The sequence below is a fragment of the Paraburkholderia sp. RL17-337-BIB-A genome, from assembly GCF_046025895.1.
Classification (GTDB): Bacteria; Pseudomonadota; Gammaproteobacteria; order Burkholderiales; family Burkholderiaceae; genus Paraburkholderia; species Paraburkholderia fungorum_C.
Genome location: NZ_JARESY010000001.1, coordinates 1,116,223 through 1,142,376 on the forward strand (window position 1 = coordinate 1,116,223; position 26,154 = coordinate 1,142,376).

The window sequence follows — 26,154 nt, forward strand, 5'->3', positions numbered from 1 at the left end:
GGCGGTCGAACGGTCGATCATCCGGCCGAGTGCCCGACCATATCCTTCGGCTGCACCCATTCATCGAACTGCTGCTCGGTGACATAGCCGAGCGCCAGCGCCGCCGCCTTCAGCGTGGAGCCCTCCTTGTGCGCCTTCTTCGCGATCTGCGCGGCCTTGTCGTAGCCGATGTGCGGATTGAGCGCCGTCACCAGCATCAGCGATTCGTTGAGCAAGGTATCGATGCGCTCGTGATTCGGCTCGATGCCCACCGCGCAGTTGTCGTTGAAACTGTGCGCGCCGTCGGCGAGCAAACGGACCGATTGCAGGACGTTGTGCGCGATCATCGGCCGGAACACGTTCAACTCGAAGTTGCCGCTCGCGCCGCCGATATTCACCGCGACGTCGTTGCCGAACACTTGCGCGCACAGCATCGTCAAAGCTTCGGACTGGGTCGGATTGACCTTGCCCGGCATGATCGAGCTGCCCGGTTCGTTCTCCGGAATCGACAGTTCGCCCAGGCCGCAACGCGGGCCGCTCGCGAGCCAGCGGATGTCGTTGGCGATCTTGTTCAGACTGGCCGCCACGGTCTTCAACGCGCCGTGCGCGAACACCAGCGCATCGGCCGCAGCCATCACTTCGAATTTGTTGGGAGCCGAGACGAACGGCAAGCCGGTCAGCTTACCGATCGCCGCGGCAACCTTGTCGGCGAACTGCGGATGCGCATTCAAGCCGGTGCCGACGGCGGTGCCGCCCTGCGCGAGTTCATACAGATGCGGCAGCGCCGATTCCACATGACGAAGGCCGTGATCGAGCTGCGCGACGTAGCCTGAGAACTCCTGGCCGAGCGTGAGCGGCGTGGCATCCTGCAGATGCGTGCGGCCGATCTTGACGATGCCGGCGAAGGCTTTCGCCTTGCCGTCGAGCGTCTCGCGCAGCGTCTTCAGCGCGGGCAGCAGATGCTTGACGATCGCATCGGCCGCAGCCACGTGCATCGCCGTCGGGAACACGTCGTTCGAAGACTGACCGCGGTTCACGTCGTCGTTCGGATGCACCTTGCGCGCCTCGCCGCGCTCGCCGCCGAGCAGCTCGCTCGCGCGATTCGCGATCACCTCGTTGAGGTTCATGTTGGTCTGCGTGCCGGAGCCGGTCTGCCAGACCGCGAGCGGGAATTCCTCGGGGTGTTTGCCGTCGATGATCTCGTCGGCCGCCTGCATGATCGCCTTTGCCTTGTTCTCGTCGAGCACGCCCAGACCCTGATTGACCTCGGCGGCCGCGCGCTTGATGACGGCCAGCGCGGTGATCAGTTCGGGCGATTGCTTCTCGGACGAAATACGGAAATTCTGCAGCGAGCGCTGGGTTTGCGCGCCCCATAGCCGAGCGTTCGGTACGGCGATTTCACCGAACGTGTCGCGCTCCATTCGTACGTCTTCAGTCATGGTTCAACTCCGCTTTTCAAAGTTCTGCGTTGACAGGTAGTAGGGAGAATAGACCCGTTAGCGCGTTCCGGTAAAAACCCGCTTGCGGATCAAAAATATAGGTGCGGCGTGTGCCGTCTTCGACATCGGTCCACACGAGCGGCGAGAGCGGCGCGCCGATCGAGCGGAGATAGGCGAGCTGCGTCGGGTCCGCGAGCGTGACGCGGTAGCTCGCTTCGGGCGCGATGGCGTGCTCGAAGATCTGCGCGACCTGTTCGGCGAGCGGCGCGCTATAGATCACCAGCGTCTGCTCGGTGTTCAGATTGGCTGAGCGCGGATCGAGATTCATCGAGCCGATCACCAGAATCTTGCGGTCGATGACATAGGCTTTGGCGTGCAGGCTGGCGCGTGAGCGCGATCCGGTGAGACCGGCGCGCGGCGAATTCTGCTGCGGTTTGAATTCATACAACTCCACGCCCTGTTGCAGCAGCGGCACGCGGAAGGGGCTATAGCCGGCTTGCACGGCCACCGCGTCGGTTGCGGCGAGCGAGTTGGTCAGCACGGCGATGCGCACGCCCCGATGCGTCAGTTCGCCGGCCGCTTTGACACCGGATTCGTGCGGCACGAAGTAAGGCGAAATGATCAGAAAGTCCTTCTGCGCGTCGCGCATCAGCTCGGCCAATCGCTGCAGTGGCGGGCTGACATAGTCCGGCGACGGATGCACGATTTTTTCCGGCAGGTCCGTCTTGAATTCGGCCGGCGCCCACGTCAAGCCGAGTTGATCCTGGGCGATCTGCGAGGCGAGCGGTGTCGCGTTCAACGGTTTCGCGTTGTACGGATCGGCGTTGGCGCGCCAGTGCTGGCGTAAATCGTCGCGCGTCTGGTCGAGCACTTTCGCATCGAACTTCTGTTTGTTCAGCACCCGCAGCGGGTAAGCGATGCTGCTGTTCCAGTAGTCGTCGAAACTCGCGGAGACATCGGCGACGACCGGACCGGCGGCCAGCACGTCGAGGTCGCGGAACTGCAGCGTTTCGCTGGCGCTGAAATATTCGTCGCCGAGATTGCGGCCGCCGACGATCGCCAACTGGTTGTCGGTGATCATCGACTTGTTGTGCATGCGGCGCGTGAAATGGCCGATTTGCGTGAACACGTTGGTGGTACGTTCGAATACGCCTTCCTGCGCGCTGCCGAACGGATTGAAGACGCGGATCTCGATGTTGTCGTGCGAGTTCAGACCCGCCATCACCTGGTCGATGTCCTTGAAGTTCAGATCGTCGACCAGCATGCGCACACGTACACCGTGGTCGGCCGCGTAGAGCGCGGCGCCTAGCAGCAGCTTGCCGGTGGTGTCCTCGTTGGCGATGTAGTACTGCATGTCGAGGGTTTTCGTCGCGGCGCGCGCGAGTGCGATGCGCATCTGCAAGGCGTCGGTGCCGCTCGACAGAACGCGGAAACCGGACTGGTTCGGATGCGTGGCTTCGAGCGGCGCGAGGGCCGTGTGAAGCGGTGTTGTTTCAGTGGCGGGCAGTGCGTGGGTGACCGGACGGTCGAACGCGGTGGCGGGCGGTTTGGTGGCGCAGGCGGTCAAACATGCCGTTGCGCAGCACGCCAGGAAGAAATGTCTCATTGTCCCGAAAGGAGCCTTCCTCCGGGGCGTGCTGATCGCGCACTTGCGGCGCAGTGCGGTCTGATTCTGGTTGTGATCTTGATGCCACGACACGCTGTTTCCCCCTTGTGTGCACGCTTCTCATGACAGCGGCGCGTGTGGGCTTGCCCACGCTGTCGAGAAATGCATTCTAAGGGGAATCAGGCCGGCGAGCTTTCGTTCTTCCGTGAGACCGAGGCGAGCGGCATTAGCGAGGTTTGTGAGCTTGCGTGGCGCTTTCTATCCGCACGTTGGAGGCGTGCGGATAGATGCCGCTAGTCAAGGCAAAAAAGTCTGCGGTGCACGGCGTTCGAGGGCCGCTAGCGCATCGCTCGATAACCGCTTGATGGTGTTACCCGCGTTCGGCATTCAACACGCGCTCGCCGTCCGGATGCGTGGACCCTTTCGCAGGGCGCCCCGCCCAATACCCCGCGAGCAGCGAGCCGGACAGGTTATGCCACACCGAAAACAACGCGCCAGGCAACGCCGCGATCGGCGTGAAATACAGCTTGCCGAGCGTCGCGGCGAGCCCGGAGTTCTGCATGCCCACTTCGATGGCGAGGGTGCGGCAGACGGCTTCGTCGAAACCGAGCAAACGGCCGCCCCAGTAACCGCCGAGCAAACCGATGCCGTTGTGCAGCACCACACCCAGCATCACCACGAGACCGACCGACGCGATGTTCTTCTGCGTGCCGCCCACCACCGCGCCGATGATCAACAGAATCGCCACCATCGAGATCAGCGGCAAGATCGGCTCGACCTTGCGCACTGCCTTATTGAACAACTGGTTGACGACGAGGCCGACCACGATCGGCAGCGCGACGATCTGCAGGATGCTCATCAGCATGCCGTGCACGTCGACGGCAATCGATGCATCCACATACAGGCGCGTGAGCAGCGGCGTTGCGAACACGCCGACCAGCGTCGATAACGCGCTGATCGTCACCGACAACGCGACGTCGCCGCGCGCCAGATAGATCATCACGTTCGACGCCGTGCCGCTTGCCACGCTGCCCACCAGCACCATGCCGGCGGTCAGATCCGGCGGCATGCGCAGAGCCTTGGCGATGACCCAGGCGGCGAGCGGCATCACCAGGTAATGCAGCACGATGCCGGCAATCACCGGCGCGGGGCGCGTGAAGACGCGCTGGAAATCGGCCACCGAAAGGGTGACGCCCATCGCCAGCATGATGATCGTCAGCAGTGTGGTGACGTGCGGCGCAATGCCGGCAAACGAGGCGGGCGAGAAGTACGCGGAAATCGAAATGAGCACGGCCCAGAGCGGAAATAAACGGGTGACGCGAGCAAGCATGACGGGCGGTCCTTGGTTATGTTTTATGGCGAGAAATAAAGGTCGATCGAGCGGCATGCGGCGAAGTGCGGTGCATGCCCGGGGCGCCACTCGCGAGGAGCGGCAGGCCTTGGCGGCGGGTGTCGGGCCGGGGGGGCCGTGGGGCGGCGCAGGCCTTCGTGAGGTGCGCCAGGCGGCGTCGCGCGGGTGCGCGCGATTTTGCCAAAACGCGCATTTTACCGTTCGTGGCGCGTTTGCCGGGAAACGTTGGTTGCGTGTGCAACGAGATGGTCTGAAAAGATCGAGAGCGTGGCCGGTGCATTCAACCGCACGCGAGAGCAGCCGCACAAAAAAGAAACCCGCGCGGTGCGCGGGTTGAACCCTTTCAGAGGAGTGTCAAGAAGACACTGAATCGTAGCGCGCGGCTCGTGCCCGGCCAACCAATCATCTGCGATTTGCTTAGCTCACGCCGATGGGCCGGGCGTGACCGGCACACGCCGCAGGCTCAGTTTGTGAAAGCGCAGCGTCATCAGCAGCGCGACGCTCGCGAGGCCGGCCGCGAGCCCCCACCACAAACCGCGCGCGCCGAGGCCGAAGTGAAAGGCCAGCATGTAACCGGTCGGAAAGCCGATGACCCAGTAGCCGAAAGTCGCGGCGATCATCGGCACGCGGGTGTCCTTCAGGCCGCGCAGGCAGCCTGAGCCGACCGTCTGCATGCCGTCGACGATCTGGAAGATCGCGGCCACGCCGAGCAGCGAGCTCGCCAACGTAACCGTGGCCGCGTTGGCCGGGTCGTCGAGATGCAGGTACAGCCCGACGATCCAGTGCGGCGCGGCGATCAGCACGATGCCCGACAGCGTCATGAAGCCGACGCCGAGCGCGAGCGCGACGAAACCCGCGTGGCGCGCGGCGAGCGGCTGGCCGGCGCCGGACCAGTAGCCGACCCGCACATTGGCCGCCTGGCCGATCGCGAGCGGCACCATGAAGGCCACCGAGGCGACGTTCAGCGCGATCTGGTGCGCGGCCAGTTGCGATTCGCCGAGCAGGCCGACCATCAGGCCGGTGGCGAGGAACAGGGTCGATTCGACGCCGTAGGTGATCGCGACCGGCCAGCCGATGCCGAACAGCTCGCCCATCAACGGCACGTTCGGCCGCGTCGCCACGACGAAATGTTTGTAGCGGGGCCGTAGATGCAACAAGGCCATCAGTACGAGCGCGCTCAGCCACACGGTGATCGAGGTGGCCGCTGCCGAGCCGAGAAAGCCAAGACGAGGCAGCCCGTAGACGCCATGAATCAGCCCGTAGTTGAGAAAGCCGTTGACGATCACGCTGACGAGCGACACCCACAGGAGCCGCTTGGCCGCGCCGATGGCCGGCAGGAACGAGCGCATCAGGCCGACCCCGATCAGGCTGCCGAGCGAGCCCCAGCGCAGCACCGCCGCATATTCGCCGACATTGTGCGCGAGCAGCACGGGCTCGCCGAAGGCCAGCAGGATCGGCGTGGCGAACGAAAGCAGGAAAAACGCTGGCACCGACAGCAGCACCGACAACACGAGACCGGTCCAGTAGATATGGGGCACGCGGCCTTCGTCCTGCGCGCCACGCGCGTGCGACACGCTCACGCTAACGGAGGTCAGCACGCCCTGCAGCAGCGTGACCACCACGAAGAACAGGTTGGCGCCGAGGCCGCCGGCGGCGAGCGCGTCCGGCCCGAGCGAGCCGAGCAGGATGGTGTCGGTGACGCCCATCGCCATTTGCGAAAGCTGCGCGATGGCGAGCGGCGCGGCGAGCCGGGCAGTGTCGGCAGCGTGGCGGGACAGGGTCGGCGGCCGGGCGGCCACCCGGGTGAAGCCGGATTGAGTCATGGAGCGCTTGGAAGCGGAAGGGGCGACAGCAAGGACGGGCGCAAGCCGAACGACCCGCGTGGCTTGCGCGCTGCCGGTGGCGAAACGCGTTGGCTCACCGGAAGCGCAGGGCGGCTGTCAGCCGACTGTTTGTCTGTCGAAACTGACAGCTTATTGCCTGGGCGCGGGGATGTCGATGGAGGAAGCACGATTTTGGTGCGTGTGGTCCTCCGAGTTTCCGGACTCAGCCCTTTAGTGACAGATCCTTGCCCGCGGGTCTTTGGCTTCGCGTTCACAGCGGCCAGCCAGTCTCTCCGGCGCAGTGTCTTCGGTTGATGAGGGTTTGGTCCCGCGACGGGCAAGACAGCCGGTCAAGCCTCGTGCACCGCGATCCGCGTATCGCCGAGCAGCACCACCTGGCCCGCGCGAATTTTGCAGGTTTTACGTGTTTCGACCCGGCCGTCGACGGTCACCGCGCCGTCCGCGACCATCATTTTTGCCGAGCCGCCACTGTCCGCGAGCCCCGTTATCTTCAGGAGATTGTGCAGTTCGACGTAGTCGCCGGTCAGTGTGAAATCGAGGTTGGGCATGGCGTTTGCACCTTGAAGCAAAGGGTTCGCATCATAAGCCAGAAGCTTGCCCTGAATGAAAATCCGGGAGCCACTGGGCCGCGCTCGCACCACTGCAAGCAAATGTTATGTAGTTGTCAGAAAGTGAAACGTTCCGTAACACCGATCGTCAGTTACGAACTTCACTCGTAAAGTGCGGCTCTGTAGCAAAGCTTGCTGGATTTTTTCCGGTGACGAACAGACCGGGCGAGGCGCCATGAAGCACGCATCACAGTGCGCTGGATACGACGCCCGCGTCACAACAACTTTAGAGAGGATTTAGCCATGACCCAGATTCGTACGCTCCTGATCGGTACCGCCCTCACTGCCTTCGCTGCGACCGCCGCGGTCGCGCAGACTGTACAACCGGTCGCCGGTATGAATGGCCAGGCACAGGTCCAGACCCAAGGCGCCGATGTCGCGCCCGCCGCCCCGGCCGCTCAGGGTGTGACGCCGGTGACGCCGGCGCCGACGCGTCTGACGGCGTCGGGCTCGACCGATCCGCTGGTCCAGAAGCGCGACGCCGACGCTCAGGCCAATGCTGAATACAAGGCATCGAAGAAGGCCTCCAAGGCGGAGTTGCAGCAACAGCAGAAGGCCGCCAGGACGCAATACAAGGAGCAGGTGCGGGACGCCAAGATCAACAAGAAAGCAGACAAGCAGACTGCCAACAATGAAATGAAGATGAACATGCAAGACCAGGCGGCCGATCAGGCCAACGGCGCTGACGTTAAGCACTAAGGAGGTGTCGCATGACTATCACCAAGCTGACGAAGAACCGAATTTACGCCGCGCTGATTGCCGGTTGCCTGTCGTCGGTCGCATTTGCGCAGGCGAGCGACCCGGCCGCCGCGCCGGTGACCCACGCCGACAAGAAGGCGGCCAAGGAACAATCGAGGGCGGACAAGAAGGCATCGGTGGCGCAAGCCAAAGCGGACAAGAAGAAAACTGATGCCCAGGCCGATGCCGACAAGGCGAACGCCGACGCCAATCTGAAGGACGCGAAGAAGCAGTAAGAAGGCGCTGAGAGACAGCAGGGCGTTGAGGACGTCTTGCTTTAGCTCGTCGAAGAAAATGGCCCGGAGCGCAGGTGCGCGCCCGGGCCATTTTTTTTGCGCTCGCCTTGCGCTCGCCTTGCGCCGCCGCTGTGCCGGGTTTTTGTTGCCGGTCCAAGGAGGAACGCGCACCCCGACGTTGTTGCCCGACGAAGCGACGCACTGCGCCGCGAACAGCGCCGCGCGCACGTCAGCTAGGCTTCGAGCCGGCGATTTCCAGGGTGTCTGGCACGATGCGGCGTGGAGTCTCGCTGATGGTTCTGCCGGACCTCTCGACGCCTGACGCCGGCAGGCAAAGGACCAGAAAAAAGGGTCGCTTGTCTCCGACAGTTGTATGGATATACAGTATGCGTCGCCGCTTCAATTCCACCTCAGGCCCGAATCCACTGTGCTCTCCGTCGCTGAATCTCCGCCACCGTTCGATACCGCCGCCTGGCTGGCCAAGCTCAACGACGCGCAACGCGAAGCCGTCGAACATGGCGCCGGCGATCCCAACGCGCCGCCGGGCGCTTTGCTGGTGATAGCGGGCGCGGGTTCCGGCAAGACCAACACGCTGGCGCATCGCGTCGCCAATCTGGTGGTGAAGGGTGCCGATCCGCGCCGTATCCTGCTGCTGACCTTCTCACGCCGCGCCGCGCTCGAAATGACCCGCCGCGTCACGCGCATCGCCGGTGCGGCGCTCGGTGCGCGGGCCGCGCTGGCACAAGGGCTCACGTGGTCGGGGACTTTCCATAGCGTCGGCGCGCGGCTATTGCGCGAATACGCAGACCTGATCGGCCTCGCGCCTGCCTTCACGATCAACGACCGCGAGGATTCCGCCGATCTGATGAACCTCGTTCGACACGAACTCGGCTTGTCGGCGAAAGAGCGGCGTTTTCCGGCCAAGGGCACCTGCTTTGCGATCTACTCGCGTGTGGTGAACACCGGCGCGTCGCTTGCCGACGTGCTCAACAGCGCGTTCCCCTGGTGCCGCGAATGGGAAGCCGATCTGCGCATGCTGTTTGCCGCGTACGTCGAAGCCAAGCAGAAACAAAGCGTGCTCGACTACGACGATTTGCTGCTCTACTGGTCGCATATGGCCGCCGAGCCGGCGATCGCGGCCGATCTTTCAGCGCGTTTCGATCACGTGCTGGTCGACGAGTATCAGGACACCAACCGCTTGCAGGCGTCGATCCTGCTCGCGTTGAAGCCCGACGGCCGCGGCCTGACCGTGGTCGGCGACGACGCCCAGTCGATCTATTCGTTTCGCGGTGCGACGGTGCGCAACATTCTCGACTTCCCGGCGCACTTCAATCCGCCAGCGCGGCAGATCACGCTCGAACGTAATTACCGCTCCACCGGGCCGATTCTGGCGGCATCGAACGCGGTGATCGAACTCGCCAGTGAGCGCTACACGAAGAACCTGTGGACCGACAAGGCCTCGGCGCAGCGTCCGCGTCTGGTGACGGTCGCCGACGAAGCGGATCAGGCGCGCTACATCGTCGAACAGGTGCTGGAAGCGCGCGAGCAGGGCATGAAGCTCAAGTCGCAGGCGGTGCTGTTTCGCGCCGCCCATCACAGCGCCGCGCTCGAGATCGAACTGACCCGGCGCAACATTCCGTTCGTGAAGTTCGGCGGCCTGAAGTTTCTCGACTCGGTGCACGTCAAGGATGTGCTCGCCGTGCTGCGCTGGGCGGAGAATCCGCGCGACCGCGTCGCCGGTTTTCGGGTTGTGCAATTGCTGCCGGGCGTCGGTCCCGCCACCGCCGCGAAGGTGCTTGACGAGATCGTGACGCGGGCGGGCGCCGGCCATCCGGCCGATCTCACCCAGAGCGCCGGTGGCGCGCTGGCCGCCTTTGCGCCGCCCGCTCGTGCGCAGGAAGACTGGCATCCGTTCGTCAAGCTGATGTCGAGCGTGTACGGGCGCCAGATGCCGTGGCCAGCCGAGTTCGAGATGGTGCGGCGCTGGTACGAGCCGCATCTCGAGCGCAATCACGAAGACGCGGCGATCCGTCACGCGGACGTGTTGCAGATGGAAAGCATCGCGGGCACCTACCCGTCGCGCGAGCGTTTTCTCACCGAATTGACGCTCGATCCACCCGACGCCACCAGCGGCGAATCCGGCGTGCCGTTGATCGACGAGGACTACCTGATCCTGTCGACGATTCATTCGGCGAAGGGGCAGGAGTGGCGCAACGTGTTCGTGCTGAATGGCGTCGACGGTTGCATTCCGTCCGATCTCGGCACTGGCAGCGAGGACGAAATCGACGAAGAGCGGCGCCTGTTATACGTTGCGATGACGCGCGCGAAGGAAGACCTGCATATTGTCGTGCCGCAGCGCTTTTACGTGCACAACCAGGCCCATATGGGCGACCGTCATGTCTGGGCGTCGCGCACGCGTTTCATTCCGGCGCATCTGATGCCACTGTTCGACGCTTACGCGTGGCCGCGCGTGCCGGTGGCGGGCGCGCCGACAGCTGCGGGGCTGGCCGCGGCGGCGCAAGCGAAGATCGAGATTGGGGCCCGGCTCAGAAAGATGTGGGATTGACGGCTTCTGCTCGACCTTACCGCGACTATCTAGGCTGCTGCTGTTGCGGCGCCGGACGCGGCGGCACGAAGAAATTGCGCAGCCAGGCGGCGAGGCGCGAGAACACGTCATACGGCTCTTCGACGAAAATTTCCGGCTTCAGCAAGCGCAGGTATTCCATGATCTGCTGCGCTTCCTGCTTCTGGAACGAACCGTGCGAAATGCCCAGACGCAGTAGCCCGCGCAGTTCGCCGAGCTTTTCACGCGCGCTGCTGCCTACGCTCGTTTCGCATGCCACCTTGGCTTCGTAGACGCGCTGGCGCAGCGATTCCACCAGCCGCCAGGCCGGCGTCTGCATGACCTCCTCGAGCGCCTGAATATCCTTTGCCTCGCTCTTGATCTGCGCCGCGAGCGGATCGATCAGCGCGGCGTCGCCTTCTGCTTCCTTGACGATTGCCGCGGCCCAGTCGCGGCACTGCTTGGCGAGCTCTTCCGGCGTCCATTCCGAGCGGGCCGCAAAGCCGAAACCGAATTCCCCCGCCTGCCGCATCAGGATCGCGACGACATCAGGAAACTCCTTGTCCAGCGTGCGTTTCGCCCACGCGTACTGGCCACCCTGCAACATCCGCTTAACCGCGTGTTCAGTCAGCGGCACCATGTTGTCGAGCAGCTTGGCGCGCAAAAAATCCTCAAACGACGGCGTCGCGAACTGCGGATCGAGCTTCAGCGAAACCCGCAGAAAGGCGTCGAAGTCCTTGCGCAGCGTCGCAATGGTCTCGTCTTTGAGCGTGAGGGTAATTTGACCCATGTGTTATCCCGTTTGGTCCTGCCCGCGCGGCTTCGTCATGTCGCCTGGCCGCACCCGGACCTTGTGAGACGCGACGCCGAATGCCGGCGCGGTTGATTCTGCCTGTTGCCGCGTAACCAGCGGGACGTATCCCGATGAGCGGACCTCGACTTGTTATCGACGGAATTGAGGGAAACTTGAGCGTTGATGAAGGATTGGCGGCGGGTCTAGAGGCAGGCGTCGGCATCGCCTGTATCGCGCACGGTGCGCAAGCAATACGCGCTCGGCGCGGCCGTGCGAGACGGCGCCGGTGTGCGGCGGGGCGCTGCGTCGCCGCGAGGCGCTGTTGCTGGCCTATGCGCTCGCCCCGTCGATGTATCACGCGCCGCCGTTGCAAGTCGTGCTCGCCTTGGCAGTGCGACGATGCGGCGGCGCCGATGCTGAGGGGGGCGCCATAGCGGCCGCACTGCCGCGGGCCATAGCGGCCGTCACGGCCGAGAGAAATGCGGCCGCCCCGCTGCGTCAATAGCGGCCTTTTGCGCCTATTTAAGCACAACGCCTTGCCAGACAAAAAAGACCGCCAGACCGACCGCGATGGTCAGGAGCGGCCGCCGCGTCAGCGCGCTGACCGCGATGGCCGCCAGCGCCCCGACCAGTTGCGGATTGCGCCAGGTCAATTCGGCACCGGTGCCGTGCGGCGAGACCGCCATCGGCACGATGATCGCGGTCAGCACCGTAACCGGCACGAAGCCGAGCGCGGTGCGCACGAGTGGCGGAAACACCAGCCGGTCGCCCAGCACGAAGACGGCGGCGCGGATCACCCATGTAATGACGGCCATACCGAGGATCAGGACGACATAGTTCATCGCGATGCTCCTACGGTTTTCTGCGAGGTTTCCTGCGAGATTTTCCGCGGGGCATCCCGCAGAGGCTCCTGCGTGGACTCCTGCGAGGTTGCGCGCGGGTTTTCGCGACTCCCCCGTGTGCCTCGCCCAAGTCGTGGCACTGACAGCAAGACACCGATTGCGACGCCGGCGAACACCGCGCCGAGCAGGCCGAGCTTGTATGGCCAGGCTTGCCAGAAGAAAGCCAACGTGCCAGCGGTAACGGCCGCCGCGATATAGCGCAGCGCGACGAGCTGCGGCACGACGATCGCAATGAAAGTGGCCACCATCGCAAAATCGAGTCCGAGCGACTGCAGGCCGGGAAAGGCGGCGCCGAACAGCAGGCCGGCGACGGTCCAGATCTGCCAGTTCAGGTACATGGCGAGACCCGCGCCGAAGAAGTAGTGCGGGCCGGCCGTGCCCGGCTCCCGATGCCGGTAGTGTTCCCATGCGACCGCGAAAACTTCGTCGGTGAGCAGCGCGCCGAGCGCCCAGCGCCAGCGCGCGGACAGATGCGCGACGTGCGGCGCGAGCGTCGCGCTATACAGCACGTGACGCAGGTTGACGACGAGCGTGGTCGCCCAGATCATCGCAAAACTCGCGTGGCCGGCGATCAGGCCCAAGGCGATGAATTGCGCGGAACCGGCGAATACGACGAGCGACATCAACTGCCCATGCCATAGATGCAGCGGACCGGACGCGACCAGGGTGCCGAAGATCACGCCGAAGGGCGCGGCGCCGACCATCATCGGGATGATGTCGCGCGCGCCGGCGGTGAATTCCTTTAGGTGGCCTGTGCTCGAGGGCTGGCCGGGGTTGGGATGGGTCAATCTTGCCTCCTTGATTCGGGAAGCATAGCGAGTGGCGGGGGCGCGGGCTTGTACGTTCTTGCGGTGGGCGCGCAGATGCTGCTGAGGGCAGTGGCCGGTTAATCGGGCTGATGCAATGCGCGACGCGCGGCTCGGGCGTAGCGCGGGCCAATCGGAACTTACCCTGTAGAGGTAGGTCCTGGGATTGCATCGCTGCATGGTGCTGCCTGCGCGGGCCACCGGTGTGGGTGCTTTGCTGCCTTGGGGATGGCTGAACGACCGGCCACGCCGCTCGATAGCGTTGTAAACACACCCGCGGCCGGCGCCCTGCCGTCCTGTGAGGGTTGCCTCAGCTGCCTTGCCAGCGTCCCGGCGGCACGCCGAACATGCGCCGGAAGTGGCGCGTGAAATGACTCTGATCCGTGAAGCCACTCGCTGCGGCGACCTCCGTCACGGAGACCCCCGCGCGCAACGGTGCGAGCGAGCGTTGCAGGCGTACCTGGTTGCGCCACGCGTGCGGTGGCAGCCCCGTAGCCTGGTTGAAAAGGCGTGCGGCGTGAAACGGCGACAGCCCCGCTGCCCGCGCGACTTCGGCCAGCGTGAGAGCTTCGGCCAGGTCGCCAGTCAGGCGCTCCTGCATGGTCGCGACGCGGGCGTCGTCAGCGGCGAGCCGCGACGGTTCCGGGTGCGTTTGCGAGTAGCGGGCCAGCAAGGTGGACAAAGCCTCGAGCATCGCCGCCTCGGCGGCGAGCGGCTCGTCGCCGGCCTCCAGCAGACGGTGCGCGCGCGCCAGTCGCCGCGCCAGATCGGGATCGCGGATCACGCCCGGCGCGAACCACGGTAACGGCTGCGGCTTGCCGGCGACCTCATTGGCAAGCTCGTGGATGAAGTCCACCGGCGCATACATCACGCGATACCGCCAGCCTGCCTCAACAGCCTTGGAACCCGTATGCAACTCGCCGGGGTTGATGATCGGCACGCTGCCCGCTTCGGCGACATAGTCCGAGCCGCGATACCGATAGCACTCGGCGCCCGCAACGATCACCGGAATTGTGTACGCGTCGTGCCAATGCGGTGTGAACTCATGGTCGTGATATTCGGCCGTGAGCAGATCCGCGCCGGGCAAAAGCGGCGTACGCCAATAGCGGGCGGAATCCTGGAAGCGATGCGCATTCATGATGGAACTCTGGCGGTGCGGCAACCTGCAACCTGCAACCCGGCAACCCGGCATGGCTGCTCAGTGTAGCGCGCCGTGGCCGCTGCCGGTGCCGTTACGCATGCCGTTCATGCCTTGGTGCAGTGTGTTTTGCCGTAGGGCGGCGATCACTTGACCGGGATCGTCGTACCGGTCGGCACCGGCACGGCGCTCACGCTGTTTTTCGCGCTGCCGCTGACGACGCGATCGCTGTAGGTCATGTACACCAGCGTGCTGCGCTTTGCGTCGACGATCCGCACTACATGTAGCGATTTGAAGATCAACGACATGCTCACGGAAAATACGTCAGCCTGCTTTTTCACAGGCCCCGTGAAGTTGATCGCGCCGACCTGGCGGCAGGCGATCGACGCTTCGGTCGGATCTTCGGCGATGCCAAGCGTGCCCTTGACGCCGCCGGTGCGCGCCCGCGACACATAGCAGGTCACACCCTGGACGAGCGGATCGTCATAGGCTTCGACGACCACGCGGTCAGAGCCCGTGACGCGGAAGTTGGTATTGACGCTGCCAACTTCTTCGCTGTGTGCTGGGGACAGCAGCAGGGCGGTAGTGACTGCAAGTGCGGTGCGCAACAAGGTGGGTTTCATGGGATGACCGTGCAGGAGGGCGTGGGTTGAGCGCGAGCAGGTTGCGCCGACGAAACACCATCGTATAACGGCGTGTCCGCCAGGGGGTCAGTGCGAATACCGAGATCATGCGCTAGCGGCCGGTCGAAACAGACGCCCGTTCCCCGACTCGAGTCATCTTGATCCTGCATTGATGGGCCAGACCAAAACAGAACGACCAAAACAAAAAGGCCCACACGAATGCGGGCCTTCAAAATTTTTTGGCTCCTCGACCTGGGCTCGAACCAGGGACCTACGGATTAACAGTCCGGCGCTCTACCGACTGAGCTATCGAGGAACAGCAGTACAACTTGATCTACATAAAAAAGCCCGTATTGGTTAACGGGCTTTTGCAATTCTTGGCTCCTCGACCTGGGCTCGAACCAGGGACCTACGGATTAACAGTCCGGCGCTCTACCGACTGAGCTATCGAGGAACAGAACAACAAACAGCAGAGAAGCGAAATTGTAGAAGCAGCTTAAGCACCTGTCAATACCCTGCGTTCATCTCGATTTGATTCGAATGCAACAGCAGGGCACCGGCCGTGCTGCTTAACGTGCGAGCAGGGCCAGCTTTTCCTTCACATCCTTGAATTCGTCGGCTTCCGGGAGCGGCGCCTTGGTCTTGGTGATGCTCGGCCAGTTCTTCGCCAGATCGGCATTCAGCTCGGTGAAGTGCTGCTGGTCGCCCGGCACGTCTTCTTCGGCATAAATGGCGTTCACCGGGCACTCGGCTACGCACACGGCGCAGTCGATGCATTCATCGGGGTCGATCGCGAGGAAGTTGGGACCTTCGCGAAAGCAGTCCACCGGGCACACATCGACGCAGTCGGTATAGCGGCACTTGATGCAGCTTTCGGTCACAACGTGAGTCATTCAGGCAGCTCCTGCATGCGGAATCAGGGAAGGCGAAACGCCAAAAACGCTATTGTAACGTAACGTCAAGAGCCGCATACGGCAGCGGGCAATGCCTTTTATACGTTTTCGTGATTAGGTTATGGCGTCCGGCGCAGCAGTCCCGCAACAGGCTGAGGGCGCGCTGAATCCGGACGCATTCGGGTAACATGCGTCAGGTCGGCGCGCACGGGGCGCGTCGCGCGCGCATGGGTTGACGCGGTTGGTCGAGCCAGGCTTTCCGTTTTTCCTGCAGTCCAGTTCGCACCATCATGATTATTACTTCGCTGCTCGACACCGATCTGTACAAGTTCACGATGATGCAAGTGGTGTTGCATCACTTTCCCGCGGCGAATGTCGAGTACCGGTTTCGCTGCCGCACGCCGAATGTCGATCTCGTGCCGTATATCGCCGAGATTCGCGGTGAAGTGCGCAAGCTGTGCGAGCTGCGCTTCACCGACGACGAACTCGATTACCTGCGGCGCATGCGCTTCATCAAGGGCGACTTCATCGAGTTTCTCGCGCTGTTCCATCTGAACGAGAAATACATATCGATCGAACCGTCGCCGAAGGGCAACGGCGAAATCGACATCGAGATCAAGGGGCCGTGGCTGCACACGATCCTGTTCGAGATCCCGATGCTCGCGATCGTCAACGAAGTGTACTTCCGCAACACCCAGCAAAAGCCTGATTACAGCGAAGGGCGCGACCGTCTGGTCGAGAAGATCAAGCTGCTGGGCGCGCGTCCGGAATTCGCCGACTGCAAGATCGCCGATTACGGCACGCGCCGCCGCTTCTCGAAGCAATGGCACGAAGAAGTGATCCTCACGCTGAAAGACGGCCTCGGCGAGCAGTTCGCCGGCACCAGCAACGTGTTCTACGCGATGAAGCACAGCCTCACGCCGCTCGGCACGATGGCGCACGAGTACCTGCAGGCGTGTCAGGCGCTCGGTCCGCGGCTGCGTGACTCGCAGATCTTCGGCTTCGAAATGTGGGCGAAGGAATATCGCGGCGACCTGGGTATTGCACTGTCGGACGTGTATGGCATGGAGGCGTTCCTGCGCGACTTCGACATGTACTTCTGCAAGCTGTTCGACGGCGCGCGCCACGATTCCGGCGATCCGTTCGACTGGGGCGAGCGCCTGCTCAAGCACTACGAGGCGAACCGCTGCGATCCGCGCACCAAGATCCTCGTCTTCTCCGACGCGCTCGACATTCCGAAGGTGCTGCAACTGTACGAGCGTTTCCGCGGCCGCTGCAAGCTGGCATTCGGCGTAGGAACCAATCTGACAAACGATCTGGGCTACAACCCGTTGCAGATTGTCATCAAGATGGTTCGCTGCAATGGTCAGCCGGTGGCGAAGCTGTCCGATTCGCCGGGCAAGAACATGTGCGAAGACAAGGCCTATCTCGCGTATCTGCGGCAGGTGTTCGGCATTGCGCAACCCGAGGAAGACGCTGCGAAGTAGTGCTGCGCCCGCGCGGCTCTTGTGCGGCGGGTGACGACATTGACCGTTGCAGGCACGTCGAGGGGGGCGAATCCCCGGTAGGGGCCGGTTTACGTGCCGCTCAGGTGCCAATGCTTCGCGGAAATTGCGCTCGCCGCGTCGCCAGGACGCGGCCATAGGCCATTCGGCCAGGGTGTTCGCGCGCAGTGTGGCCGGTATAATTCTCGCCATATCGCACGGCTGTCGACACGAGGATTTCGCAGATGGATACATCGATTGCCCGCCGTAACATCCTGGCGCGCATCCGCGCAGCGCAGGGGCGCGAGCCTGAGCCGTCCGCTTCAGAGCGCGAGGCGGCGGCGGATTATCTGGCACGCCATCCCCAAGGTCCGCGTCCGGAGATGCCGGCCGATCTGATCACGCGCTTCATCGAAGAAGCGCAGAAAATGGCGACCACGGTCGATACGGTCGAAGCACTGAGCGAGGTGCCGGCCGCCGCGTATCGCTACCTCACTGAACATGCTTTGCCGGTGCAGGCAATTGCATGGCAAACCCTCCAGGATTTACAGTGGGCCGAAGCCGGTCTCAGCGTCGAATTCCGCAAGCCTGAAGACGGCGACGTGGTGGGACTCACCGGCTGCTTCTGTGCGACCGCGGAGACCGGCACGCTGGTTCTGCTGTCCGGGCCCGAGACTTACGCATCGGCGGGACTGCTTCCGGAAACGCATATTGCGATCGTGCCGGCCTCGCGCATCGTCTCAGGACATGAAGAGGCGTTCGGGCTGATCCGCAGCGAGCGCGGTGAACTTCCGCGCGCGGTCAATTTCGTCTCCGGGCCATCGCGCACCGGCGATATCGAACAGACTATCGTGCTTGGCGCACATGGGCCTTATCGGGTGCATGTGATTGTCGTGCGTGGCGCCTGAGTTGGGCGACAGATGGTGTCTGCCGACGGCGCGCCCAGTTGTCCGCTGTAACAAGGATTCCAAAAATATGAAACGACATGCCGTATGGACGAGCATGGTGTTCGTCGCGGCACTGACGCTGGCGGGATGGCCCCAACTGGCTTCGGCGGCTACGCTCGACGGCGCCACTTTATCGGCGCTGTGGGGCTTGCCGTTTGCAGGCGTGTTGTTGTCGATTGCGGTGTTTCCGTTGGTCGTGCCGGCATTCTGGCATCACCATTTCGGCAAGATCGCGGCAGTGTGGGCGCTCCTGTTTCTGGTGCCGTTTGCGCTTACCTTCGGCACGGCGCTCGCATTCGGTACGCTGGTGCACGCGGTGCTCGAAGAATATATTCCATTCATCGTGTTGCTGGCCGCACTCTATACGGTGGCGGGCGGCATCTGCGTACGCGGCAATCTGCACGGCACGCCGCGGCTGAATACCGCCATTCTCGCTCTCGGCACCTTATTGGCCAGCATCATGGGTACGACCGGCGCGGCGATGCTGCTGATCCGTCCATTGCTGCGCGCCAATGACAATCGCAAGCATGTCGTTCATGTGGTGGTGTTCTTCATCTTCCTGGTGGCAAACGCCGGCGGCTCACTATCGCCGCTCGGCGACCCGCCGCTCTTTCTCGGCTTTCTGCAGGGCGTGAGTTTTTTCTGGACCACCACGCATCTGGCGTGGCCGATGTTGTTCGTCTGCGTCGTGCTGCTGGCCGCGTTCTATGCATTGGACTCGTACTATTTTCATCGGCGGGAAGAAGAGCGCTCGCGCTTTCTCGATCCCACGCCGGATTCGCCGCCGCTCGGCATCGACGGCAAGATCAACTTCGTGCTTCTCGCGGCCGTGATTGCGCTGGTTTTGATGAGCGGACTCTGGAAGCCGGACGTCGCGTTCGACGTCTTCGGTACGCACGTCGCGTTGCAAAATGCCGTGCGCGATGTGGCGCTGATCGGTGTCACCTTGCTCTCGGTCGCGTTGACGCCGCGGGCGGCACGCGCGGGCAACGACTTCAACTGGGCGCCGATCGAAGAGGTCGCCAAGCTGTTTGCCGGCATTTTCGTGACAATCGCGCCGGTCATCACGATCCTGCGGGCCGGCGAGGCGGGTGCGTTCGCCGGCATCGTCCATCTGGTCAACCCGTCCGGCCAGCCGCACGACCTGATGTACTTCTGGGCGACCGGCCTGCTATCGTCGTTTCTGGACAATGCGCCGACCTACCTGGTGTTCTTCAACCTGGCCGGCGGCGACGCGCAGAGCCTGATGACCACCGGTGCCACCACGCTCGCCGCGATCTCGGCCGGCGCGGTGTTCATGGGCGCCAATACGTATATCGGCAACGCGCCGAACTTCATGGTGAAAGCGATCGCGGAATCGCGGGGCATTCGCATGCCGAGTTTTTTCGCGTATCTCGGCTGGTCGGCTGCGGTGTTGTTGCCACTGTTTTTGGTCACCGGCTGGCTGTTTTTTTGACGCCGGGTTTCATGCTTATTTGCGACGCCGAGACCATTTAACTCGACGCGCTATTCGGAGAATTGCAATGCAGAAGATCCTCGTCGCTCGCCCGATCTTTCCCGACGTGATCGAACGGCTCAAACAGTATTTCGACGTCGACTGGCACCAGGGCGACGTGTTGTCAGTTGAAGAACTGACTCGCCGTCTCGCGGACAAAGACGGCGCGCTGACCGCGGGCGATCCGATCGGCGCGGCAGTGCTCGCGGCAGCGCCGCGTCTGCGGGTCGTGTCGAACATGGCGGTGGGCTACAACAATTTCGACATGGCCGCGTTCAATGCGGCGAATGTGCTCGGCACCAATACGCCGGACGTGCTGAACGAATCGACTGCGGATTTCGGCTGGGCATTGATGATGGCCGCGGCCCGCCGCGTCGCCGAATCGGAGCATTGGTTGCGCGAGGGCAAATGGCAGAAGTGGAGCTATGACAGCTTTCTAGGCAGCGATATCTACGGCTCGACCCTCGGTGTGATCGGCATGGGCCGCATCGGGCAAGCGCTGGCGCGTCGTGCGAAGGGCTTCAACATGCAGGTGATTTATCACAACCGTTCGCGCGTCGCGCCGGAGATCGAAGCGGAGTTGAACGCGCAATACGCGTCCAAACAAGACCTGCTGCAACGCGCGGATCACGTGGTACTGGTCTTGCCGTACACGAAGGAAAACCATCACACGATCGGCGCGGCCGAGCTCGCGCAGATGAAGCCGACCGCAACGCTCACCAACATCGCGCGCGGCGGCATTGTCGACGATGCCGCGCTGGTCGAGGCGCTGCGTTCGAAGCAGATTGCCGCAGCCAGTCTGGATGTCTATGAGGGCGAGCCGAATCTGAATCCCGACCTGCTGAGCGTGCCGAATGTCGTACTGACGCCGCACATCGCCAGCGCGACCGAAGCCACGCGCCGCGCCATGGCGAACCTCGCCGCGGACAATCTGATCTCGGCGCTGGGTGAAGGTCCGCGCGCCGGCCTGCCGCCGAATCCGATCAACCCACAGGTGCTTGGCAAGGCGCGTTCATGACAATGATTCTGGTGGCGGCCGTTGCCGTGCTGGCGGTCGCTTTGGTCATCGCCCTGGCATTGCTGATGCGCGGCCATGGCCGCGCTGACGAAAGCGAGCGGTTCGAGATTTTGAGCGAGCGTATCGACGCAGCAGCAGGTGCGCAATCGCATGCTTATGAGCGGCTCGAGCGGCAACTGCGCAATGACATCACTGAAACGGCGCGCGTGTCGCGTACCGAGCAGAGCAGCGGGTTCGCGCACTTCCAGCAAACGCTGGCATCGCAATTCAGCAGTATGACGACAGTGCAGGGCGGCAAGATCGACGGCTTCGCGCAGCAACTCGACGCGGTGCGTCACAGCCTGCAGCAGCAGGCGCAGCAGGCACGCGATGAGCAAGGGCGCACGCTCAGGCAGTTCGGCGAAACGCTGAGCTTGCAACTGGGGCAGCTCACCGAAGCGAACGATCGCCGCTTCGCCGAGGTGCGTGCGACCATCGAGCAGCGGCTGAAAGACATTGAGGCGAACAACTCGACCAGGCTCGAAGAGATGCGCCGTACCGTCGACGAGAAATTGCACGCTACGCTCGAACAACGCCTCGGCGAATCGTTCAAGCTGGTGTCCGACCGGCTGGAGCAGGTGCATCGCGGACTCGGCGAGATGCAGACCCTGGCTGCGGGCGTTGGCGATCTGAAGAAGGTTCTGACCAACGTCAAAACGCGCGGCACGTGGGGCGAAGTGCAACTCGAAGCATTGCTCGAACAATTGCTCACCGCGGATCAATACGCGAAGAACGTTGCCACGGTGCCGAAGAGCGCCGATCGCGTCGAATTCGCGATCAAACTGCCGGGCCGCGCGGCGACGGGTGAATCCGCCATGCCGGTCTGGTTGCCGATCGACGCCAAGTTCCCGCGCGAGGATTACGAGCGGCTGATCGAGGCTCAGGAGCGCGCCGATCCCGTTGCGGTTGAGGAGGCCTCGCGCGCGCTGGAAGCGCGGATTCGCGCCGAGGCCCGGACGATTGCTGAGAAGTATGTGGCGCCGCCGCACACCACGGATTTCGCGCTGCTGTTTCTCCCGACCGAAGGCCTGTACGCGGAAGTTCTGCGTCGGCCGGGCCTGACTGATCAGCTGCAACGCGACTACCGCGTGACGATTGCCGGCCCGACCACGCTCACCGCCTTGCTCAATAGTTTGCAGATGGGCTTCCGCACGCTGGCGATCGAGAAGCGGTCGAGCGAGGTGTGGCAAGTGCTCGGCGCGGTGAAAACGGAGTTCGGCAAGTTCGGCGACGTGCTGGCCAGGACCAAGGCACAGCTTGAAACCGTTACGCGTTCGATCGAAGCCGCGGAAACCCGCACCCGCGTCATGAACCGCAAGCTGCGTGACGTCGAGGCGTTGCCGGGTGAAGAGGCGAGCGGATTGCTCGGCGATGCGCTAACGGGCGTGGATCCCGACGAGCAGTAGTGGCGGACGGTGGTTACCCGGACTGATTTTTTCGCGGCGCTGCTGATCGGTTTCAGGGGGCACCGAGCCAGTTCAAACTCAGGAAGCGGCCCCTCTTGCCAGCCGTTCTAGCGCGTCACCCGCGAGGCGCACGACACGCCAATCCGGCATCACCGTCGCGCCCATCTTCTCGTAGAAGCTAATGGCCTGCTTATTCCAGTCGAGCACGGTCCATTCAAAGCGTCCGCACTGCCGCTCAACTGCCAGCGCCGCCAGCCGGGCGAGTATCGCAGTGCCAAGACCGCTGCCCCGCTGACCCGGTTGCACGTAGACGTCTTCCAGATACAGCCCGCGCTTGCCGACGAAGCTCGAGTAATTGTGGAAGAACAGCGCATAGCCGACGAGGCGTCCTTCGTCTTCCGCCACCAATGCTTCGATCGAGGGCCGCGCGCCGAACAGCGCGTCACGCAAACCGTCTTCAGTCGCGACGAATACGTGCGTGAGGCTTTCGAATTCGGCCAGCTCGTACGTCAGCGCGAAGATTGCGCCCGTATCCGCGGGCGTCGCGGCGCGGATCGTTGCGGACATTACGCTTCTTCCGGCGCGTCGGTCAGCTGGATTTCGATGCCGCCAAAGCGCGATGCCACCCAGTTGTACGCGTGGCACGCAATCCACAGCAGGACGAAGCCGAGAATCGCGTTCAGCAGCAAGGCGCTGAACACCGTGCTCAGTTCTACCGAGCCGTAGCGGATGAACGCCACCAGCACGCCCAGCAGCACGATCGGCACCGAGAACGTCAGGTACACGAGGATCAGTGCTTTGGCTGTCTGTCCCGGTGCAATGAACGAGATCTGTTTTTTCATGTAAGTCAAACCCGTGTGTCGAAGTGGTAATCAGTAAAGCTGCAAAATGAGGCTGCAAATCCGGCTGCAAGCGAGGCCACAACAGAAGCGCTCAGTACGTCATCAGATGAGACCGTCGAACAGCATGATATCGACGTGCTCACCCTCGGCAATCTCGGCTTCGTCGTGTCCGAGCACGATGAAGCAGTTGGCCTCGCTCATCGAACTCAGCACGCCGGAGCTTTGCGAGCCAGTTGGCGTGACATGCCATTGACCGTGCGCGTCCCGCTCGGCCACGCCGCGCTGGAACTCGGTGCGGCCGGCGCGCTTGCGGATTGCCTGGCGGCTGGCGGCGCGCAAGACCGGCAATGCCTGCGGCGTCGCGCCGGACATCAACAGCAGCACTTCGCGGACGATCTGATAGAACGCCACCATCACAGCCACGGGATTGCCTGGCAAGCCAAAAAATAGCGCAGGCTGCCCGAGGCCCGGATGCTCGCCGGACCAGACGCGCCCAAATGCGAGCGGCCGGCCTGGACGCATGGCGAGACTCCAGAAGGCGACGTCGCCGAATGTCTGCAGCAATTGCTTGGTGAAATCCGCCTCGCCAACGGACACGCCGCCCGAGGTCAACACCACGTCGGCGCTGGCTGCGGCACTGCGCAGCGCGGCTTCGAGCGCGGCGGGTTCGTCGCGCACCACCCCGAGATCGAGCGTCTCCATGTTCAGGCGCCGGAGCATCGCAAACAGCGTGTAGCGATTGCTGTCGTACACCGAACCCGCGTCGAGCGGCTCTCCGAGCGAGCGCAATTCGTCGCCGGTGGAGAAAAATGCGACGCGCAAACGCCGCCGCACGTTGACTTCGCCAATGCCGAGCGAAGCCAGCAAACCGAGGTCCGACGCGCGCATGATGCGGCCGGCGCGCAGCGCGGCGTGACCGCGAGCGAGATCTTCGCCGGCCAGACGCCGGTTGGCGCCGGCCCGCACGGCATTGGCCGCAAAGCGAATCGAGGTGGAATCGGCACTGCGCTCGACGAGTTCCTGCGGCACGACGCTGTCGCAGTCAGCCGGCATGCAGGCACCCGTCATGACGCGCACGCATTGCGTTGTGCCCACCTGGCCCGCGAATGGATGGCCGGCCAGCGCCTTGCCGACGATCGTCAGATCGATCGTCGACTCGTTCGTCGCCAAGGCCGCGCGATTGAACGCGTAGCCGTCCATGGCCGAGTTGTCGTGCGACGGAACGTCGATCGGCGAGACGATGTCGGCCGCGAGCACGCGATTGAGCGCGTCGCGCAAAGGCACGCGTTCGACCGCCGTGACGGGCGTCGCCCATTGACGGACGATCGCCTGAGCGGCCGGGACGGGTAGCGCGTGAGGATCGTACTGCGTGACGCAGCGGGAAAATTCGTTAAGCGTGGTCATGAAGGGGTAGACGTCGCGACCAGAGGCGGGAGCGGCTGTTGCCGTGCGGCCGGAGCGGGATTTTTGAACCAGGGCCTCAGCAACGTTCGAGGTCGGCGAGTTCTTGTAACGAATTGATATTGTAAAACGCGCGCTCGTCGGCAAAGGTGACTTCGACCGTCCTGTGGCGTGCGTACCACGCGCGGACCTTGCGCTCACCGGCTTCCAGAAAGCTTGCGAGGTCGTCTGCGAGACCCGTGCGCAACAGCGCAAACACGGGATGGAGCGAGACGTGGCCCGCGGCGTCAGTGGTCGTGACGGTGGCGATGTCAGCCTGATTCGAGTGGAGCGCCTGCGCGAGCCGGTCGGCGAGTTCGGCAGGCAGTCCCGGCGAATCACAGGGCGCGCTCAGCACGTACGCGGTTTCGGCGGTGCGCAGTCCGGCCAGCAGGCCCGCTAGCGGTCCGGGAAAGCCGGGCAGGGTATCGGCAAGCACCTTGGCGCCGAACGGCGCGCCGAGTGTGCTGTAGACATCAGGGTGACGATTGGCGCTGATCAGCAAGGCGCCGGTTTGCGGTGCGAGCCGCTTCAGCACATGGGCCGCGAGCGGCTCGCCGTGCAGCGGTTGCAGTCCTTTGTCGAGCCCGCCCATGCGCATGCCGCGTCCGCCTGCGAGGACCAGACCGGTGATGTGGTCGCGTGTCGGGTTCATGGATTCGGCCGTTTAGCCGCCGATATACGACATTTCCACGCGGCGACCGTCCTGCTCGCGCGGCGCGGCGGCGCTGCTGCCGCGCAATTGCGAATAACGGTCGCTGCGGCCTTGCCAGATTTCGGCGACGGCCGTGGCGATATCGGCGTCGCTCGCGCCGCTGCGCAGCAACGCGCGCAGATCGTGACCGGACGACGCGAACAGGCACAGGTATAACTTGCCCTCGGTCGACAGACGCGCGCGCGTACAGGTGCCGCAAAACGCGCGTGTCACGCTCGAAATCACGCCGACTTCGCCGCTGCCGTCCACGTACCCCCAGCGCTGGGCGGTTTCGGCTGCACTGTGCGCCTCGAGCGGTACGAGTGGGAAATGTTCGGCGATCCGCGTCACGACCTCGGCGGAAGGCAGCACTTCAGTCATGTTCCAGCCGTTCGACGTGCCCACGTCCATGTACTCGATGAAACGCAAGACCGCACCCGAGCCTTTGAAGTGGCGCGCCATCGGCACGATCTGGCTGTCGTTGGTGCCGCGCTTGACGACCATGTTGACCTTCACCGGCGCAAGGCCCGCGGCGTGAGCCGCGGCGATTCCGTCCAGCACGTCGGCGACCGCGAAGTCGGCGTCGTTCATGCGGCGAAACAGGGTGTCGTCGAGCGCGTCGAGACTCACGGTCACGCGGGTCAGGCCGGCGTCTTTCAGGCTGCGCGCCTTGCGCTCCAGCAGTGAACCGTTGGTGGTCAGCGTTAGATCGAGTGGGCGGCCTGCCGGCGTGGTGAGTTGCGCGAGCCGTTCGATCAGGTATTCCAGATTTTTGCGCAGCAACGGCTCGCCGCCCGTAAGGCGGATTTTCTCCACGCCATGTGCGACGAAGAGCCGCGCTAAACGTTCGATTTCTTCGAAGCTGAGCAGCGCGCTATGCGGCAAGAACGCGTAATCCTTGTCGAACACCGCGCGCGGCATACAGTAGACGCAGCGGAAATTGCAGCGATCCGTCACCGATATGCGCAGATCGCGCAGCGGGCGCGCTAGCGTGTCATGCAGGGCGCCGTTAGGCGCCTGCACCGGGCCGGAGATGACCGGCACCGCGCTGAGATCGGCAACAGGGATGATACGTCGGGACATGAATTGCTTCGCTTGATGCTTCGTTTTGGGCTGCTCAGGTGCTGTCTGGTTGCTGCTTGGCGCTGCGATTAATGCTGCGATTGGCACCTGGATCTTCATTCTAGCGGAAATGCATGCGGCGGCTGCTGGACCCCGGACGCTGTCGGGGTATACGGGGAGCCGCATAAAGCGCGCCGCAAGGGTTGGC

The 26,154-nt window shown here is 63.6% G+C and carries 23 protein-coding genes, 2 tRNA genes and 1 pseudogene; 8 read left to right on the forward strand and 18 right to left on the reverse strand.

Features of this window, described 5'->3' with window-relative positions; all coding sequences use genetic code 11:
* Positions 1 to 17: 17 nt before the first annotated feature.
* The 5 genes from fumC to P0D84_RS05280 all read right to left on the reverse strand — a co-directional run bounded on the left by fumC (position 18) and on the right by P0D84_RS05280 (position 6,767).
* Positions 18 to 1,418 (reverse strand): class II fumarate hydratase, encoded by a 1,401-nt coding sequence (gene fumC / locus P0D84_RS05260; protein WP_408333169.1) that lies wholly within the window; start codon positions 1,416 to 1,418, stop codon positions 18 to 20.
* Positions 1,419 to 1,434: 16 nt separating this feature from the next.
* On the reverse strand, positions 1,435 to 3,024 hold the full coding sequence (locus tag P0D84_RS05265) for a phospholipase D family protein (protein WP_408333172.1): 1,590 nt from the start codon (positions 3,022 to 3,024) through the stop codon (positions 1,435 to 1,437).
* Between the two features lie 370 nt (positions 3,025 to 3,394).
* The gene (gene panS, locus P0D84_RS05270) at positions 3,395 to 4,354 is read right to left on the reverse strand and encodes a ketopantoate/pantoate/pantothenate transporter PanS (RefSeq protein ID WP_408333174.1); all 960 of its coding nucleotides are present in this window, start codon (positions 4,352 to 4,354) and stop codon (positions 3,395 to 3,397) included.
* A 443-nt stretch (positions 4,355 to 4,797) separates the two neighbouring features.
* Positions 4,798 to 6,198 carry an MATE family efflux transporter gene (locus P0D84_RS05275; RefSeq protein ID WP_408333177.1) on the reverse strand — a complete coding sequence of 467 codons (1,401 nt, stop codon included), beginning with the start codon at positions 6,196 to 6,198 and terminating at the stop codon, positions 4,798 to 4,800.
* 350 nt (positions 6,199 to 6,548) lie between these two features.
* On the reverse strand, positions 6,549 to 6,767 hold the full coding sequence (locus P0D84_RS05280; protein ID WP_011489423.1) for an RNA-binding S4 domain-containing protein: 219 nt from the start codon (positions 6,765 to 6,767) through the stop codon (positions 6,549 to 6,551).
* Between the two features lie 303 nt (positions 6,768 to 7,070).
* Here P0D84_RS05280 and P0D84_RS05285 point away from each other — a divergent pair, with 303 nt between their 5' ends.
* The 3 genes from P0D84_RS05285 to P0D84_RS05295 all read left to right on the forward strand — a co-directional run bounded on the left by P0D84_RS05285 (position 7,071) and on the right by P0D84_RS05295 (position 10,367).
* Positions 7,071 to 7,526, forward strand: coding sequence for a hypothetical protein (locus P0D84_RS05285; protein WP_408333180.1), 456 nt, complete (start codon positions 7,071 to 7,073; stop codon positions 7,524 to 7,526).
* Between the two features lie 11 nt (positions 7,527 to 7,537).
* A complete protein-coding gene (locus P0D84_RS05290) occupies positions 7,538 to 7,801 on the forward strand; it encodes a hypothetical protein (protein ID WP_408333183.1) in 264 nt (87 codons plus the stop codon).
* 373 nt (positions 7,802 to 8,174) lie between these two features.
* On the forward strand, positions 8,175 to 10,367 hold the full coding sequence (locus P0D84_RS05295) for an ATP-dependent helicase (RefSeq protein WP_408333186.1): 2,193 nt from the start codon (positions 8,175 to 8,177) through the stop codon (positions 10,365 to 10,367).
* Between the two features lie 25 nt (positions 10,368 to 10,392).
* Here the strand turns inward: P0D84_RS05295 and P0D84_RS05300 are convergent, their stop codons facing one another.
* The 8 genes and pseudogenes from P0D84_RS05300 to fdxA form a co-directional block, all read right to left on the reverse strand.
* Complete coding sequence (locus tag P0D84_RS05300) at positions 10,393 to 11,154, reverse strand: DUF4088 family protein (RefSeq protein ID WP_408333189.1); 762 nt, start codon at positions 11,152 to 11,154, stop codon at positions 10,393 to 10,395.
* A gap of 521 nt (positions 11,155 to 11,675) precedes the next feature.
* Positions 11,676 to 11,999 (reverse strand): AzlD domain-containing protein, encoded by a 324-nt coding sequence (locus tag P0D84_RS05305; protein ID WP_408333192.1) that lies wholly within the window; start codon positions 11,997 to 11,999, stop codon positions 11,676 to 11,678.
* 92 nt (positions 12,000 to 12,091) lie between these two features.
* Positions 12,092 to 12,847 (reverse strand): annotated as a pseudogene (locus tag P0D84_RS05310) (AzlC family ABC transporter permease); the annotation flags it as partial.
* A 328-nt stretch (positions 12,848 to 13,175) separates the two neighbouring features.
* Positions 13,176 to 14,003 (reverse strand): helix-turn-helix transcriptional regulator, encoded by an 828-nt coding sequence (locus tag P0D84_RS05315; RefSeq protein WP_408333195.1) that lies wholly within the window; start codon positions 14,001 to 14,003, stop codon positions 13,176 to 13,178.
* A 146-nt stretch (positions 14,004 to 14,149) separates the two neighbouring features.
* Complete coding sequence (locus tag P0D84_RS05320; protein ID WP_408333198.1) at positions 14,150 to 14,626, reverse strand: CreA family protein; 477 nt, start codon at positions 14,624 to 14,626, stop codon at positions 14,150 to 14,152.
* A gap of 240 nt (positions 14,627 to 14,866) precedes the next feature.
* Positions 14,867 to 14,942 (reverse strand) — tRNA-Asn (locus P0D84_RS05325).
* Between the two features lie 62 nt (positions 14,943 to 15,004).
* Positions 15,005 to 15,080 (reverse strand) — tRNA-Asn (locus P0D84_RS05330).
* A 115-nt stretch (positions 15,081 to 15,195) separates the two neighbouring features.
* Positions 15,196 to 15,519: a ferredoxin FdxA gene (gene fdxA / locus P0D84_RS05335; protein WP_325047648.1), complete on the reverse strand. Its 324-nt coding sequence runs from the start codon at positions 15,517 to 15,519 to the stop codon at positions 15,196 to 15,198.
* Between the two features lie 290 nt (positions 15,520 to 15,809).
* On the opposite strand from fdxA, the gene pncB reads away from it, so the two are divergent.
* The 5 genes from pncB to P0D84_RS05360 all read left to right on the forward strand — a co-directional run bounded on the left by pncB (position 15,810) and on the right by P0D84_RS05360 (position 21,908).
* Complete coding sequence (gene pncB, locus P0D84_RS05340; RefSeq protein WP_408333201.1) at positions 15,810 to 17,006, forward strand: nicotinate phosphoribosyltransferase; 1,197 nt, start codon at positions 15,810 to 15,812, stop codon at positions 17,004 to 17,006.
* A gap of 242 nt (positions 17,007 to 17,248) precedes the next feature.
* The gene (locus P0D84_RS05345) at positions 17,249 to 17,911 is read left to right on the forward strand and encodes a LutC/YkgG family protein (protein WP_408333204.1); all 663 of its coding nucleotides are present in this window, start codon (positions 17,249 to 17,251) and stop codon (positions 17,909 to 17,911) included.
* 67 nt (positions 17,912 to 17,978) lie between these two features.
* Positions 17,979 to 19,406, forward strand: coding sequence for a sodium:proton antiporter (locus tag P0D84_RS05350; protein WP_408333207.1), 1,428 nt, complete (start codon positions 17,979 to 17,981; stop codon positions 19,404 to 19,406).
* A 67-nt stretch (positions 19,407 to 19,473) separates the two neighbouring features.
* On the forward strand, positions 19,474 to 20,463 hold the full coding sequence (locus P0D84_RS05355; protein ID WP_408333210.1) for a 2-hydroxyacid dehydrogenase: 990 nt from the start codon (positions 19,474 to 19,476) through the stop codon (positions 20,461 to 20,463).
* Complete coding sequence (locus P0D84_RS05360; RefSeq protein ID WP_408333213.1) at positions 20,460 to 21,908, forward strand: DNA recombination protein RmuC; 1,449 nt, start codon at positions 20,460 to 20,462, stop codon at positions 21,906 to 21,908. The genes P0D84_RS05355 and P0D84_RS05360 overlap by 4 nt, the downstream gene beginning before the upstream one ends.
* Positions 21,909 to 21,986: 78 nt before the next feature.
* Here the strand turns inward: P0D84_RS05360 and P0D84_RS05365 are convergent, their stop codons facing one another.
* From P0D84_RS05365 to moaA, 5 genes are all read right to left on the reverse strand, one after another.
* Complete coding sequence (locus P0D84_RS05365; protein ID WP_408333216.1) at positions 21,987 to 22,475, reverse strand: GNAT family N-acetyltransferase; 489 nt, start codon at positions 22,473 to 22,475, stop codon at positions 21,987 to 21,989.
* The gene (locus P0D84_RS05370; protein WP_028199219.1) at positions 22,475 to 22,750 is read right to left on the reverse strand and encodes a hypothetical protein; all 276 of its coding nucleotides are present in this window, start codon (positions 22,748 to 22,750) and stop codon (positions 22,475 to 22,477) included. Before P0D84_RS05370 ends, P0D84_RS05365 begins: the two co-directional genes overlap by 1 nt.
* A 102-nt stretch (positions 22,751 to 22,852) precedes the next feature.
* Positions 22,853 to 24,154, reverse strand: a complete 1,302-nt coding sequence (gene moeA, locus P0D84_RS05375; RefSeq protein ID WP_408333219.1) for a molybdopterin molybdotransferase MoeA — start codon at positions 24,152 to 24,154, stop codon at positions 22,853 to 22,855.
* Between the two features lie 76 nt (positions 24,155 to 24,230).
* A complete protein-coding gene (gene mobA / locus P0D84_RS05380) occupies positions 24,231 to 24,845 on the reverse strand; it encodes a molybdenum cofactor guanylyltransferase MobA (protein WP_408333221.1) in 615 nt (204 codons plus the stop codon).
* A 12-nt stretch (positions 24,846 to 24,857) separates the two neighbouring features.
* Positions 24,858 to 25,967, reverse strand: a complete 1,110-nt coding sequence (gene moaA / locus P0D84_RS05385) for a GTP 3',8-cyclase MoaA (RefSeq protein ID WP_408333224.1) — start codon at positions 25,965 to 25,967, stop codon at positions 24,858 to 24,860.
* Positions 25,968 to 26,154: the final 187 nt, after the last annotated feature.

What these genes read in the sequence shown, in the direction of transcription:
- P0D84_RS05315 (WP_408333195.1), bottom strand. Translation starts at nt 14,003, where the DNA reads ATGAATGCGCATCGCTTCCAGGATTCCGCCCGCTATTGGCGTACGCCG.
- fdxA (WP_325047648.1), bottom strand. Translation starts at nt 15,519, where the DNA reads ATGACTCACGTTGTGACCGAAAGCTGCATCAAGTGCCGCTATACCGAC.
- mobA (WP_408333221.1), bottom strand. Translation starts at nt 24,845, where the DNA reads ATGAACCCGACACGCGACCACATCACCGGTCTGGTCCTCGCAGGCGGA.
- P0D84_RS05355 (WP_408333210.1), top strand. Translation starts at nt 19,474, where the DNA reads ATGCAGAAGATCCTCGTCGCTCGCCCGATCTTTCCCGACGTGATCGAA.
- pncB (WP_408333201.1), top strand. Translation starts at nt 15,810, where the DNA reads ATGATTATTACTTCGCTGCTCGACACCGATCTGTACAAGTTCACGATG.
- P0D84_RS05365 (WP_408333216.1), bottom strand. Translation starts at nt 22,475, where the DNA reads ATGTCCGCAACGATCCGCGCCGCGACGCCCGCGGATACGGGCGCAATC.
- P0D84_RS05370 (WP_028199219.1), bottom strand. Translation starts at nt 22,750, where the DNA reads ATGAAAAAACAGATCTCGTTCATTGCACCGGGACAGACAGCCAAAGCA.
- P0D84_RS05280 (WP_011489423.1), bottom strand. Translation starts at nt 6,767, where the DNA reads ATGCCCAACCTCGATTTCACACTGACCGGCGACTACGTCGAACTGCAC.
- P0D84_RS05320 (WP_408333198.1), bottom strand. Translation starts at nt 14,626, where the DNA reads ATGAAACCCACCTTGTTGCGCACCGCACTTGCAGTCACTACCGCCCTG.
- P0D84_RS05305 (WP_408333192.1), bottom strand. Translation starts at nt 11,999, where the DNA reads ATGAACTATGTCGTCCTGATCCTCGGTATGGCCGTCATTACATGGGTG.
- P0D84_RS05290 (WP_408333183.1), top strand. Translation starts at nt 7,538, where the DNA reads ATGACTATCACCAAGCTGACGAAGAACCGAATTTACGCCGCGCTGATT.
- P0D84_RS05275 (WP_408333177.1), bottom strand. Translation starts at nt 6,198, where the DNA reads ATGACTCAATCCGGCTTCACCCGGGTGGCCGCCCGGCCGCCGACCCTG.
- P0D84_RS05345 (WP_408333204.1), top strand. Translation starts at nt 17,249, where the DNA reads ATGGATACATCGATTGCCCGCCGTAACATCCTGGCGCGCATCCGCGCA.
- P0D84_RS05360 (WP_408333213.1), top strand. Translation starts at nt 20,460, where the DNA reads ATGACAATGATTCTGGTGGCGGCCGTTGCCGTGCTGGCGGTCGCTTTG.
- moaA (WP_408333224.1), bottom strand. Translation starts at nt 25,967, where the DNA reads ATGTCCCGACGTATCATCCCTGTTGCCGATCTCAGCGCGGTGCCGGTC.
- P0D84_RS05295 (WP_408333186.1), top strand. Translation starts at nt 8,175, where the DNA reads ATGGATATACAGTATGCGTCGCCGCTTCAATTCCACCTCAGGCCCGAA.
- panS (WP_408333174.1), bottom strand. Translation starts at nt 4,354, where the DNA reads ATGCTTGCTCGCGTCACCCGTTTATTTCCGCTCTGGGCCGTGCTCATT.
- fumC (WP_408333169.1), bottom strand. Translation starts at nt 1,418, where the DNA reads ATGACTGAAGACGTACGAATGGAGCGCGACACGTTCGGTGAAATCGCC.
- P0D84_RS05265 (WP_408333172.1), bottom strand. Translation starts at nt 3,024, where the DNA reads ATGAGACATTTCTTCCTGGCGTGCTGCGCAACGGCATGTTTGACCGCC.
- P0D84_RS05300 (WP_408333189.1), bottom strand. Translation starts at nt 11,154, where the DNA reads ATGGGTCAAATTACCCTCACGCTCAAAGACGAGACCATTGCGACGCTG.
- P0D84_RS05350 (WP_408333207.1), top strand. Translation starts at nt 17,979, where the DNA reads ATGAAACGACATGCCGTATGGACGAGCATGGTGTTCGTCGCGGCACTG.
- moeA (WP_408333219.1), bottom strand. Translation starts at nt 24,154, where the DNA reads ATGACCACGCTTAACGAATTTTCCCGCTGCGTCACGCAGTACGATCCT.
- P0D84_RS05285 (WP_408333180.1), top strand. Translation starts at nt 7,071, where the DNA reads ATGACCCAGATTCGTACGCTCCTGATCGGTACCGCCCTCACTGCCTTC.